The following is an 11,474-nucleotide window of genomic DNA, read 5'->3' as shown; positions in this document are numbered from 1 at the left end:
CTATTAATTGAAGCCTTGTATGAAACATGAAAGAGGAATATATATGACAAATTTCGATCCAAGAAGGAATAAACCTTTACTTTATTATAAACGTGCATTATTAAATAATAGCTCGATTGTTAGTAATTCGGTGATTGGTGGTAATAAAGAAATTAGTTGCAACTTACCAACTGATCGCATTTACAATGTTGATAGTACAAGCGAAAGTAGTAATACAAATAATGATACGAGTGATAGCACTAATACAGATAATGATGTAATTGTTAGCACTAATACAGATAATGATGTAATTGTTAGCACTAATCCAGCAGAGAACGATGATATTAAAAGCAATTCTATTAAGATTAGTCCTATTGGTGGTAGTTACACAGACGGCATATCAATAGAACAAAGTAAAGACGGTCTTACAATCAATATTACAATTAACAATTATATTAATAATACACTTCTAGATTCAGCTACAAATCAAAATAAAGAATCAAAAAACCAATTTTCAATAGAAAATAATGAAAATTTGCCTACTATTCAAGATTCAATTATTAATAAGAATGAAGTAAAAGATTTTGAGGAAGAAGTAAGGGAAGAAGTAAGGGAAGAAGTAGCTGAAGAAGAGGTTGACCAATAGATACCTATCACTTTTAAAAAATTGATAAAAATCGATTTTCTATTAAACATATTTGAAGAATTAAATTATATTTAATTTTTTGGTCTTAATAAAAAACTAAACCGATACCTAAAAAGTATCGGTTTTTGAATAAAACTTTTTATTTATTTAATTCTTTTTTTCCAAATTCCTAGAATTACAGCTGTGATGATTGAACCAATTAATATGGCTAGTAAATATAGAACTGGTTTATTAACTAACGGTATAACAAATGCTCCTCCGTGTGGTGCTGGTAATGTAATACCAAATGCCATCGCAAGTCCACCGGCAATTGATGAGCCTATAACAGAACTTACGATAACTCTAACTGGATCAGCAGCAGCAAACGGGATTGCTCCTTCCGTTATAAACGAAATACCCATAACATAGTTTGTAATACCTGACTTACGTTCCATTTCAGAATACTTTGATCTAAAAATCGAAGTAGATAAAGCTATACCTAAAGGTGGTACCATTCCACCTGCCATTACAGCTGCATGTGGTGCAAAATTATTTGCTGCGATTGCTGCAATACCAAACGTGAATGCAGCTTTATTAATAGGTCCACCCATATCTACTGCCATCATTCCACCTAGGATTAAACCTAGCAAAATAGCATTACCACCACTTAAACTATCTAACCAATGAGTTAAAGCAGAATTCAAAAATGTTACTGGCGGATTCACTACTAATTCCATTAAAACGCCAGTAATTAATAATCCAAATACTGGATATAAAAGAACTGGTTTAATACCTTCTAATGCATTTGGTAACTTTGAAAATACTTTCTTTAGTCCAAGTACAACATAACCTGCTAAGAAACCTGCAATCAAACCACCTAAGAAGCCCGCACCAGCACTTGATGCTAAAAATCCTCCTACGACACCAGGTACAAATCCAGGTCGATCGGCAATTGAACTTGCAATAAAACCAGCTAAAATTGGAACTAAATAACTAAAAGCACCTGTTCCACCAATTTTCATCAGTAATTCAGCCACAGGACCTTTTGTATGAATTCCACCAAAAGCAAATGCTAGTGCGATTAGAATACCGCCTCCTACTACAAATGGTAGCATATTACTAACACCGCTCATTAAGTGCTTATAAATACCAGAACTTTGATTAGTAGAAGAACTTCGGCCATCATTTTTATTCGCATGAAAAATGGGTGCATCTTGTTTTACAGCTCGCTCAAGTAATTCCTTTGTCTTACGAATTCCATCAGCTACTGGTACTTGGATAACATGCTTACCATCAAAGCGATTAACTTCAACTTGTTTATCAGCCGCTACAATAATAGCCGATGCTCGACTAATTTCATCATTTGTTAATTCATTCTTAATACCTGTTGAACCATTTGTTTCAACTTTAATATCTATATTTAATTCTTTTGCTTTTGCTTTTAAAGCATCCGCTGCCATATACGTGTGAGCAATTCCTGTTGGACATGCAGTTACTGCAAGTACGAAAGGACGTGAAGAATCTTTTCCAACAGTTTCTGGTTCTTCATTTTCAGCATTTAACGATTTTTCTTTTTGATCAATTAAATCGATTATTTCATTTGCAGTAGATGCATTTAATAATGATTTACGGAATTCTTCATCCATTAATAATGATGAAAGTCGCGATAATGTTTCTAGATGTGCATTATTCGCTCCTTCACTCGCTGCAATCATGAAAAATAAATGAGCTGGTTGACCATCAAGTGATTCATAGTCAATCCCTTCTTTTGATCGCCCGAATGCAATTGCAGGAGTTTTAACCGCTGCAGTCTTTGCGTGTGGAATTGCAATCCCTTCACCAATTCCTGTTGTACTTTGATCTTCGCGTGTTAAAATGGCTTCTTTAAACTGTTGTTTATCATTTAATTTCCCTGTTTGATTTAATACTTCTACTAATTCATCTATTACAGACATTTTTGATGAAGCATACAAATCAATGAGAACCGTATCTATTTTAAGTAATTCTGTTATTCTCATAACTCGTCCCCCCTAGCTCTTTTCAATCTTAACTTGTTTAAGTAATTCTTCAATTTTCTCTCTTTTTGTTAAATCCTCTGAAAAAGCTGTAGCACTACCAGTAGCTACTCCAACTTTAAACGCAGTTTCAATATTATTTGTTTTTACATAGGTTCCAACAAAACCAGCGACAAGTGAATCACCTGCACCAACTGAATTAATCACTTCTCCTTTTGGTACATTTGACACATAAACCGATGATTCGGTAATCAGAATTGCCCCATCACCTGCAAAAGAAATTCCTACATTTTTAGCACCCATCTCAACAAGTTTTTTACCATATGGGATTGCTTGCTCAATTGAAGTAATTTTAACATCAAATAATTCGCCTAATTCGTGATGATTTGGCTTGATAAAAAATGGATTATGTTTAACCACATCTAAAAGTACTTTTCCACTTGCATCTACAATAATATGAACCCCATTTTCTTTTCCCCATAATGTCAATTGTTCATATAAATCAGTTGGTAATGTAGTAGGGATATTACCAGCTAGTACTAAGTAATCACCTTTTTTAACTTGTTTTAGTTTATAACAAAATTGATCTAGCTTTTCCTCGGAAATTGAAGGGCCTTGACCATTCATTTCAGTCTCCAATTGAGATTTTAATTTTATGTTTATTCTAGAATCGCCTTCTACCTGAACGAAGTCAGATGAAACTCTTTCATTTTCCAACACATTTTTTATAAATTCCCCAGTAAATCCTCCGACGAAACCAAGTGCTACACTTTCGACATTTAATCTTTTCAATACTCTAGAAACATTAATTCCTTTTCCACCAGGAAATTTATTTTCCCTCTTCATTCGGTTTATTTTTCCTAATTGAAGATCGTCTACTTCAACGATGTAATCAATTGACGGATTAAGTGTTACTGTATAAATCATTATTCCACTACCTTTATCAATGATGTTTTTTCCTCAAATTGTTTAGCTAGTACATTATCTATTTCATCTGTAATAATTATCGCTTCTTCAATTTCACCAATTTTCGCGAAACTTGTTTCACCAAATTTACTATAATCAGCTATTATAAAAACTTTCTCTGAAATAGAGATTGCTGTTTTCTTTACAAATGCCTCTTCAGGATCTGGTGTCGTATAACCGAATTTAGGATGGATTCCATTCGCTCCAATAAAACTTTTATCAAAGCGATAGTTCTTTAAGCTCTCAGAAGCCATACTTCCTATTAACGCTTTTGTATGCCCTTTCATTTTTCCACCTATCAGATAAGCAGACACTTCATTTTCGAAAAGAGCTTCGACATGCATTAAACCATTCGTAACGACTGTTACATCTAACCCCTTTAATAAAGGAATCATTTCAAATGTCGTACTACCGGCATCTAAATATATACAATCACCTTTATTAATTTGCGAAACGGCAAGTCCAGCGATTAATTTTTTACTTTGAACGTTTTTGGATGTTTTTTCAGTCATACTTAATTCAGTGGCTTTGCTATTTAATGAAGCTGCTCCACCATGAACTCTTTTTAGGAGATTAAGAGATTCAAGCTCAACTAAATCCCTACGTATAGTGGACTCAGAAGTATTTGTTACTTCGACGATATCCCTTAATTTCACAATACCCATTCTTTTAATCATATCGATAATTAATTGTTGTCTTTCGGGAGTTAACATTGTTTTCACCCTTTCATAAAACCAAGTATATGACACAAAAAATAAAAAATCAATCAATTTCTTCCAAAAACATTCAACAACACTCTAAAACATTCAAAACCAATCAAAACCGTCCGATTGTATAATTTTACAAGCTACATTAAACTATTAGTTAAGTACATTTAAATTTGTTTTTTTATTATTTCTAATGCTTACACATAATATTTATGGAAATAAGTTGTATCAAATTTTTAGTTTCATAGAATCTAGAACGGACTTCCAAATTAACCAATTATTTTTGAAATGGGGAATAACTTTTGAAAGAAACTATTCAAACTCGAGAAGAACTTTTAGAAATTGTTGATCAATTAACGGATGATCAATTAAATAAGAAAGTCCAAAATGAAAAATGGTCCATAATGCAAGTACTTGAGCATTTATACTTAATGGAATCCAAATTAGTAAAATTAATGACACGTACATTTAATGAAGCACCCACAGAAGTAATACCAGATAAACCAATTCACCTTGCAACAGATCGAACTCGAAAAGTAATCTCTCCACCTTATTTTGAACCAACTGATCAATTCATTTCTAAAGTGGAAATGAAAGAAAAATTGAAACAATCCAGAAATTCATTACTTGAATTTGTTGAACTATCGAAAGGACATAATTTAGAGGACAAAGGCATGCCACATCCGATTTTTGGTCAAATAAATTTAAAACAATGGATCCCTTTTATTGGAATACATGAAAAACGTCATATTGAACAAATTAGAGAATTAAAAGAAGAGATTTAACTTTGAAATTCCATATTAATAAGAGCTTACCAATGCGGTAAGCTCTTTTACGAAGAAATCGACTCTAATTCTTTTTTATAAATACTAAGTATTTGATCTTTATGAACTTCTAGTTGATTTGACACCTGAGAAATTGAATAGCCAATAAATAATGGAGATACAACAAACCTTGGGAGGATTTTACAAATAATTTTTCCATTCCATTTATAAAAGAATAAATTATAACTTTCTAAGCCTTTATAAAAATGATTAAGTAAATAATGCGTAACCGTTTGTAAGTAGATAGCCATTTGCGAAATAAATTTATGATGTTCAATCAAAATATTAAATTCTCTGAATCCCATGATTGGGTATGTAGATATATTTAATTCATAACCTTCTCCCGACGAAATAGGAATACCTTTGAAATAGGCATCAGTCACTTTTTTGTTGTAGTCGATATTTTTTAATCCAACGATTTGCATATGCGGATGACTTAAGGTCCCCCCAGATAATGGTCCATGATTTTTATATAAAATAACAGACTTGTATTCACCTGTCGATTCCATTTGGTCCCATTTTTCGATAGCGAAGGTTAGTAACTTTGTCAAATGTGCAATTGAGTATTTCGATGGATCTCCTTCACAATCATCACTTTCAATAATAACAGTTTGAAATGTGTCTTCTAAAGTTGGGAATTTATTTTTTAAATAAATGATTGAGCCCGATGTGTCATAAATATCAGTCAAGTTTTCACGATCACAGAATGGGCATTTAACTTCTTTGTTCTTAATACTATCTGGTTTTTTAACGCCAATATCCATTTTAAATTGTAATACTTCATTTTGAATATCCATCACGGTTTCCCCTTAAAAATAAAGTGTATAAAAATAACTTTAACGTAATAATTCTTCTAATTTTTTTCCTCTTTGCAAATAATAATTTAAGTGAGTATTTAATTTTTCTTCGTTTGTTTTGATTAATTCAGAAGTTGTTTTAAAGAAATTCCAATTTATGCAACCTGATAGCCAAAGTAAAGAAGAAAGTCTTTCAATTTGTTCTGTTCCAATTTGGGCATACTCACAGTAATTTGTCAAAAATTTGTCAACTAAAGACTTTGAAACGTAGGTTGAAGTATTCTCGTCTGTTTTTGAATACCATTTAATTAACTATGCTAATCCTTCGATTCGATCAATATATGAAATGGATTCAAAATCAATGATTCCCTTTATAGCTAAATCTTCCACATTCCAAATAATGTTTAGGGGATTTAAATCTGATTGAATAATAAATTCCAATTGGTCAGTATGTGCTTTATTAAGATGCATTTTAATTAAGGATAAGTACTCTCTTAATTTTGAATGATTTGCTTTCGAAATATTTTTGGAATTTGATTCAATGAAAAGTTTCTTTACAAAGCCTTCGTAAGCAATTAAATGTGATTTCTTTCGTAAGGAATTACTTTTAAATCCAATGGCAGCTTCATGAAATTTAGCTGCCATATTTCCAATCTTTTCTGTTATTGAAGGATTAAATTTAGTAATATGTATTCCGTCTATCCATTTAAATAATATAAAACGATACGTTTGATTTTCAATTAAAACGCTCAAACGCTCATTCTTTCTTGTTTTCACAACCTGCATGAATGGAATATTATTTTCACCCAAAAACTCTGTGAACTTTATTTGGTCTTCTATCATTTCATCTGAAAGTTCGCCAAAAAATTCATTATTTGAACGTTGCATGCTAATAAATCTAGCTGAATAGGCGGTATTGTTAACTAAAATTTTAAAATGTTGATCGGTATGCCAAGTATGTGGATTCAATTCTTTTACAACTTCGATCGTCTCTGGTGAAAAAGGATATTCATTTAATATATTTTTTAATAATTTTTCCATGTTATGAATCCTTTCATATTATTTTATAAGAACTTAAAAGAATTCAATATTATTTAAAAAATCCCTTCATTAATTCCTTCAGAAAAAAAATTCTTGAATTTCTGATATCTTTACTAGAAACTCATTCAATATTTTATTGTTTAATAATAGTATCAATTTCAAGTAACTTTCAAATACTAATTATGATATTCAGTTGAATATCAAGAAATCCTAAATTATCTAGAGGTGAATCAAACATGACAATGAAAAATCATTTAGATCCACATTCTCAGAAGTTTTACCATAATTGGACAAGACCTAAACGTGCAAAATCGCAAGTTAATGGACATACGATGGAGTCACAAAACACGATTATTTTAAAAAGCAACGCTAAGGCACATAGATGGTAAAAAAGGATAATTAAGGTGCAGGAAGACATTAAGTTGTCTTCCTTTCTTTTAAATAAAAATAAAATAGCCATGACAAATGCCACGGCTATTTAGTTCATTTTTTATTTATTTGTCCCATGTTGTTTAGTTGGTAACTGTTCGTTTGGTGTTCCGTTACCTTGATGTTCTCTATTTTTTTGGTCTTTTCTTTGCTTTTCGTGTAAATTTTCCACAAACTCATGTGTATCTTCCATTTTAATTCCTCCTTCATAATAAGAATCTAAATGTACTTTAACCAATCGAGCATGAAAAAATTCATTTAAAAACTTGATAATCAATTGAAGTTGATGTTCACATAAGAATTTTTGTCAAAAAGAGAACGGACAGTACAATTAAAATTGTCTGAGCAATTCCAAATAACAATCCAGTAATAAAACGTAAAAAGTTATTACTTTCCCTCCACTTCCATTTTTGTGTATAACCATCAACAAGTAATGGAATCATTAAAATCGGAACATACCACCAATGTAGAAATGATGAGAACATAAATAGAATAGGTAGAAGCAAATAACCAACTAAAATTGCAGTGCATCTTGCACAAAGTGGAAAAGTATATGACCCTATGTGAAAAGATCTTTCTTTTTTTCTATGGCACGGAATCCATTTAAAAAACAAAAGTAATCCCCCTATTAACTCGGACAATCTGGGCTGCAGTCACAATCCGGTGTACAGTCGGGCATATGATGGTGACAATCAGGAAGATCACAGTCTGGTAAATAGATAATATCACCGCAATCACACCTATCGATTCCCCTACTTTTCTTTCTTCTCCGTTCATAATAAATAATCATAAGGATAAAAGAAATAATACTAATGCTAATAATAATTAATCCTTTTGCTAAAAATCCCTTTACGATAAAAACAATTCCAAGAATAAGAAGAATTAAAAAGCCACTTAATAAGAAAAAGACCAACTTAACCACTCTTTCTTAAACATAATGTACACATACTTTACATTTTGACTCTACATTATTATTTTGTACGCTGTGTTGCTGCACCTATTAAAATAAAAATTGCAGAAAGAATATGCATAACCATACCTAAAAAAGGAATCCATGCGAGACAGGATGTAATAATTCCAAAAATATTTCCAAAAGCAGATACTTTAGCTTTTTTCGCTAACACAAGAGTAATGATATGAAGAATTAAAGCAATAAACAACGGCGTATAACCAAAACCAATAACGATGGAACCACCTATAGCCGGAATTCCTAGTAATGCTTCAAAACCACCTGAAATCCATTTCATATTTTTAACGTTAGCATTCATAAATGACTCCTTTTCATCATTAAATGTTAATTTTTTCTATTTATAAATTTATTGTATTCTAAATTTTTTTGTACGAATAGTTTTTATTTTAAATTACGATACAAATTCATACTTAAGAATGAATTTCCGGCTGATTATATTGCTCAAAATAAAAAAGTAAGAGACAACTAAACTGTCTCTTACTTTTTGTTAATTATATTGTTGTAAAAATGACCTTAAAGATTTTGCAATTGAATGCGCATCTTTAAGTTGTTCATTTTTAAAGTTTAGAGATGTTTTCTTTTCATCTAATCCTAGTGATTCCTGTAGTAAGCCTGATAAACCTCGGTGTAAACCAGCTTTATCTACTGCTACCATCATAAATAGTCCATCTTTATTCGGTTCAATCATACATTCAATTTCATCAAAGCGCCATTCTCTTTTTGAGCTTGGAACAAACTCCCATTCTTGATAGAAACGGCCATTTTGAGCTTCAACCTCAACCTGGCGTAGACGGAAACCAAGAATTGTAAACGCTTCAACAAAATTTGCTAATTCTTCGTGAGCATGAACCTTTAAGAAATCAGTATCTGTAGGATCTATGCTTAAATCTATATCTAAATCAGTCTCAATCCAAACTTGGCCATGTTTAATTGTAATCGGTGTGTAAAATGGCAGCTGGAAAGAAAAAGGGATAATTTTCAATTCATTCGCTTCGATTTTCATTTTTCCAGATACATATTCTTCATGTAATTGGATTTTTACCGATACTTCATCGTCTCCACTTTTCTTTTTAGCATAAGACTTTAACTTAAGTGCAATATGATTAATCTCTTGTGCAACTGAACCACCCTTAATTTCAACTACACCTTCAACATTTTTTCCTGGATATAAATCTCTCGTATGAATGACTGTATTGACTGTAGCAGCTCCAATTCCAAGTCTAGCTAGTACTTTTTTAAACATCAGATCCCCTCCAAAAAATATTACTATATTTCCATTATATAGTAGAATACGAATCTTGAATAATCCTATTTATCTCCTTTAATACATTATGATTAAAAAGAATTATCTATGAACTTATGAAAGTAGAATTTGTAGACAAGTTATTAATAGGATAAGCATATTTTATAATATGAAATTAATTTAGGAGGTGCCATATGCACTTTATTTTTATTAAGAAAAGATGGCTACTAATTTGCTTTTTACTCGTAGTAATTGGATTAAGTGGTTGGTATTACTTAACACCAAATGCAGTTCAAACTGCAGTACAACAGCAACAAGTAAAAACAATAGACATCGATATGATTACGGCTGAATTTAGTACAAAGCTAGATGATGGTACGGAAATTGAAGCGTATAGATGGGATCCAGGAACGATTGTTATTCAAAAAAATCAAAAAGTAAATTTGAAAATTCATGGAATAAATGGGAAAGAACATAGTTTTCATATTGAAGGTACCAATATCACAGGGGTAGTTTCAAAAGGGAAAACTACAGAAGTACCTCTATTCTTTAAAAAAGAAGGTACATATCGTTTAATTTGTGATACTCATTCACATGACGGTGCACCTATGATTGGTTACATCGTTGTTGATTAATTATTAATTTATAAAAGATGAAATAAGGTAATTAAAAAAGATAGTAAATACAGTATAGTTTACTAAATTTACTATCTTTTTCTTATTCAATTATTTTATTGATACTTTTCGCTCATATTTACCTTTGATTAATGTTACTTGTTTACTCCAAGTCCCCTCCATTGGAAGTTCTATACTCACTTCATAAACACCCTTACTTATTTGCTTCATATTCGATTCAACATGATGATTCATATTTTTCATTTCCATTTTAAAATTTACTGAATCCACTTCAACTTCTTTCCCATCCGAATTTACTAAATTTACTCTGTAAACATGTGTATGAGCTTTATTTGTTAATTTTTTTTCGTTAATTGATAAATGGATATTGTCTAAAAAAGGGCTAGATTTCATCTCAGCCTTTTTCCCACAACCTGTAAGAATTAGTAAAATACAAATCAATAATAAGATTATATAGTTTAATCTCTTCATTTACTTCACTCCTTTACAGTTAAATCCTCACTTAAAAAGGATAATTTACACTTGAAATAAAAGTATAGAATCAAACATAAAAATAAATTTATAATCATCTCATTCATACATTTCAGCTTTTTCAACATATAATTGAACGTTTAACTAATTATTTTAAGCTCAACATCAAAGAAACTAACATCGAAGGGAGTTTAACTTAATGTTTTTAGAATGGGCTAGCATTGTTTTAACTGTTTTCCTTTCATCATATGTCATAATCATTGCAAATAGAAAAAAAGAAAAACTTTCTTGTACAGTTGGTAAAATGATCAGCATGACTAACTCAATGATGACGAGTATAACGATGGGAACTATATTTGGAATTTTTTTTCGTGATACAGATTTAACAATCCCCACAATCATTTCTATTTCTGTTGGAATATTAATTGGATACTTAACAGGAAAGCCTTTATCTTTAATGGCTGTTTTAGAAGGTATGACTGCAGGTATTATGGGCGGAATGATGGGAGCTATGCTTGGCATTATGCTTCAGCAAACATATATAAACATATTAATCTATTTTATAGACGTTGTTTTTGTTTTAATCACAATCTTATTAATTAAAGTGATTGATCAGGAAGTAAGTAAATATAATAAAAATGAAAAATCGATTCAATCAATTTGAACATAAAAATAGCCTACCTATAATAAATTAGGTAGGCTATTTTTTCAGAGTGTTGAAATATAAAGTTGTCAATATTGGAACAATAGGTAAATTTTATTAATGATAAAG

The 11,474-nt window shown here is 30.9% G+C and carries 17 protein-coding genes; 5 read left to right on the top strand and 12 right to left on the bottom strand.

Features of this window, described 5'->3' with window-relative positions; genetic code table 11:
- The first annotated feature begins 43 nt into the window (after positions 1 to 43).
- Positions 44 to 625: a hypothetical protein gene (locus tag COC46_RS12630; protein WP_098810074.1), complete on the top strand. Its 582-nt coding sequence runs from the start codon at positions 44 to 46 to the stop codon at positions 623 to 625.
- A 143-nt stretch (positions 626 to 768) separates the two neighbouring features.
- Here the strand turns inward: COC46_RS12630 and COC46_RS12625 are convergent, their stop codons facing one another.
- From COC46_RS12625 to COC46_RS12615, 3 genes are read right to left on the bottom strand one after another with little or no spacing between them, the layout of a single operon-like run.
- Entirely contained in the window at positions 769 to 2,622 is a 1,854-nt protein-coding gene (locus tag COC46_RS12625) for a PTS fructose transporter subunit IIABC (protein ID WP_098810073.1), read from the bottom strand.
- Positions 2,623 to 2,634: 12 nt separating this feature from the next.
- A complete protein-coding gene (pfkB, locus tag COC46_RS12620) occupies positions 2,635 to 3,546 on the bottom strand; it encodes a 1-phosphofructokinase (protein WP_098810072.1) in 912 nt (303 codons plus the stop codon).
- The gene (locus tag COC46_RS12615) at positions 3,546 to 4,298 is read right to left on the bottom strand and encodes a DeoR/GlpR family DNA-binding transcription regulator (RefSeq protein WP_098810071.1); all 753 of its coding nucleotides are present in this window, start codon (positions 4,296 to 4,298) and stop codon (positions 3,546 to 3,548) included. Before COC46_RS12615 ends, pfkB begins: the two co-directional genes overlap by 1 nt.
- A 296-nt stretch (positions 4,299 to 4,594) precedes the next feature.
- On the opposite strand from COC46_RS12615, the gene COC46_RS12610 reads away from it, so the two are divergent.
- Positions 4,595 to 5,077, top strand: a complete 483-nt coding sequence (locus COC46_RS12610) for a DinB family protein (protein WP_098810070.1) — start codon at positions 4,595 to 4,597, stop codon at positions 5,075 to 5,077.
- Positions 5,078 to 5,124: 47 nt separating this feature from the next.
- On the opposite strand, the gene COC46_RS12605 is transcribed toward COC46_RS12610, so the two are convergent.
- The 3 genes from COC46_RS12605 to COC46_RS12595 all read right to left on the bottom strand — a co-directional run bounded on the left by COC46_RS12605 (position 5,125) and on the right by COC46_RS12595 (position 6,954).
- Entirely contained in the window at positions 5,125 to 5,907 is a 783-nt protein-coding gene (locus COC46_RS12605; protein ID WP_369700051.1) for a DUF4931 domain-containing protein, read from the bottom strand.
- 45 nt (positions 5,908 to 5,952) lie between these two features.
- Positions 5,953 to 6,153, bottom strand: coding sequence for a hypothetical protein (locus COC46_RS12600; protein WP_098810068.1), 201 nt, complete (start codon positions 6,151 to 6,153; stop codon positions 5,953 to 5,955).
- 72 nt (positions 6,154 to 6,225) lie between these two features.
- A complete protein-coding gene (locus COC46_RS12595; protein WP_098810067.1) occupies positions 6,226 to 6,954 on the bottom strand; it encodes a phosphotransferase in 729 nt (242 codons plus the stop codon).
- A 236-nt stretch (positions 6,955 to 7,190) separates the two neighbouring features.
- On the opposite strand from COC46_RS12595, the gene COC46_RS12590 reads away from it, so the two are divergent.
- Positions 7,191 to 7,343, top strand: a complete 153-nt coding sequence (locus tag COC46_RS12590; RefSeq protein WP_098810066.1) for a YpzG family protein — start codon at positions 7,191 to 7,193, stop codon at positions 7,341 to 7,343.
- A gap of 101 nt (positions 7,344 to 7,444) precedes the next feature.
- Here COC46_RS12590 and COC46_RS12585 read toward each other — a convergent pair whose 3' ends face one another.
- From COC46_RS12585 to COC46_RS12570, 5 genes are all read right to left on the bottom strand, one after another.
- Positions 7,445 to 7,576, bottom strand: coding sequence for a DUF4023 domain-containing protein (locus COC46_RS12585; RefSeq protein WP_098810065.1), 132 nt, complete (start codon positions 7,574 to 7,576; stop codon positions 7,445 to 7,447).
- A gap of 97 nt (positions 7,577 to 7,673) precedes the next feature.
- Positions 7,674 to 7,997, bottom strand: coding sequence for a DUF2085 domain-containing protein (locus COC46_RS12580; RefSeq protein ID WP_098810064.1), 324 nt, complete (start codon positions 7,995 to 7,997; stop codon positions 7,674 to 7,676).
- A gap of 14 nt (positions 7,998 to 8,011) precedes the next feature.
- The gene (locus COC46_RS21925) at positions 8,012 to 8,296 is read right to left on the bottom strand and encodes a hypothetical protein (protein WP_141550896.1); all 285 of its coding nucleotides are present in this window, start codon (positions 8,294 to 8,296) and stop codon (positions 8,012 to 8,014) included.
- A gap of 58 nt (positions 8,297 to 8,354) precedes the next feature.
- Positions 8,355 to 8,651, bottom strand: coding sequence for a hypothetical protein (locus COC46_RS12575; RefSeq protein WP_098810063.1), 297 nt, complete (start codon positions 8,649 to 8,651; stop codon positions 8,355 to 8,357).
- A 189-nt stretch (positions 8,652 to 8,840) separates the two neighbouring features.
- Positions 8,841 to 9,596, bottom strand: a complete 756-nt coding sequence (locus COC46_RS12570; protein ID WP_098810062.1) for a sporulation protein — start codon at positions 9,594 to 9,596, stop codon at positions 8,841 to 8,843.
- A gap of 194 nt (positions 9,597 to 9,790) precedes the next feature.
- On the opposite strand from COC46_RS12570, the gene COC46_RS12565 reads away from it, so the two are divergent.
- Positions 9,791 to 10,231, top strand: coding sequence for a cupredoxin domain-containing protein (locus COC46_RS12565; protein WP_098810061.1), 441 nt, complete (start codon positions 9,791 to 9,793; stop codon positions 10,229 to 10,231).
- A 90-nt stretch (positions 10,232 to 10,321) separates the two neighbouring features.
- On the opposite strand, the gene COC46_RS12560 is transcribed toward COC46_RS12565, so the two are convergent.
- Positions 10,322 to 10,702, bottom strand: a complete 381-nt coding sequence (locus COC46_RS12560; RefSeq protein ID WP_098810060.1) for a FixH family protein — start codon at positions 10,700 to 10,702, stop codon at positions 10,322 to 10,324.
- Between the two features lie 199 nt (positions 10,703 to 10,901).
- Between COC46_RS12560 and COC46_RS12555 the strand changes: the two genes are divergently transcribed.
- A complete protein-coding gene (locus COC46_RS12555; protein ID WP_098810059.1) occupies positions 10,902 to 11,366 on the top strand; it encodes a hypothetical protein in 465 nt (154 codons plus the stop codon).
- The last annotated feature ends 108 nt before the right edge of the window (positions 11,367 to 11,474 follow it).

Origin of the sequence: Bacillus sp. AFS041924, assembly GCF_002577195.1 — a bacterium.
In the GTDB taxonomy this organism is placed as follows: Bacteria; Bacillota; Bacilli; order Bacillales; family Bacillaceae_G; genus Gottfriedia.
The sequence above is the reverse complement of the archived record's forward strand: the minus strand, read 5'-3'. Positions and strand labels throughout refer to the sequence as shown.

Bases quoted from the DNA above. Each gene is read 5' to 3' on its own strand.
- COC46_RS12575 (WP_098810063.1), bottom strand. From the start codon at position 8,651: ATGAATGCTAACGTTAAAAATATGAAATGGATTTCAGGTGGTTTTGAA.
- COC46_RS12630 (WP_098810074.1), top strand. From the start codon at position 44: ATGACAAATTTCGATCCAAGAAGGAATAAACCTTTACTTTATTATAAA.
- COC46_RS12555 (WP_098810059.1), top strand. From the start codon at position 10,902: ATGTTTTTAGAATGGGCTAGCATTGTTTTAACTGTTTTCCTTTCATCA.
- pfkB (WP_098810072.1), bottom strand. From the start codon at position 3,546: ATGATTTATACAGTAACACTTAATCCGTCAATTGATTACATCGTTGAA.
- COC46_RS12615 (WP_098810071.1), bottom strand. From the start codon at position 4,298: ATGTTAACTCCCGAAAGACAACAATTAATTATCGATATGATTAAAAGA.
- COC46_RS12570 (WP_098810062.1), bottom strand. From the start codon at position 9,596: ATGTTTAAAAAAGTACTAGCTAGACTTGGAATTGGAGCTGCTACAGTC.
- COC46_RS12560 (WP_098810060.1), bottom strand. From the start codon at position 10,702: ATGAAGAGATTAAACTATATAATCTTATTATTGATTTGTATTTTACTA.
- COC46_RS12595 (WP_098810067.1), bottom strand. From the start codon at position 6,954: ATGGAAAAATTATTAAAAAATATATTAAATGAATATCCTTTTTCACCA.
- COC46_RS12590 (WP_098810066.1), top strand. From the start codon at position 7,191: ATGACAATGAAAAATCATTTAGATCCACATTCTCAGAAGTTTTACCAT.
- COC46_RS12585 (WP_098810065.1), bottom strand. From the start codon at position 7,576: ATGGAAGATACACATGAGTTTGTGGAAAATTTACACGAAAAGCAAAGA.
- COC46_RS12565 (WP_098810061.1), top strand. From the start codon at position 9,791: ATGCACTTTATTTTTATTAAGAAAAGATGGCTACTAATTTGCTTTTTA.
- COC46_RS12625 (WP_098810073.1), bottom strand. From the start codon at position 2,622: ATGAGAATAACAGAATTACTTAAAATAGATACGGTTCTCATTGATTTG.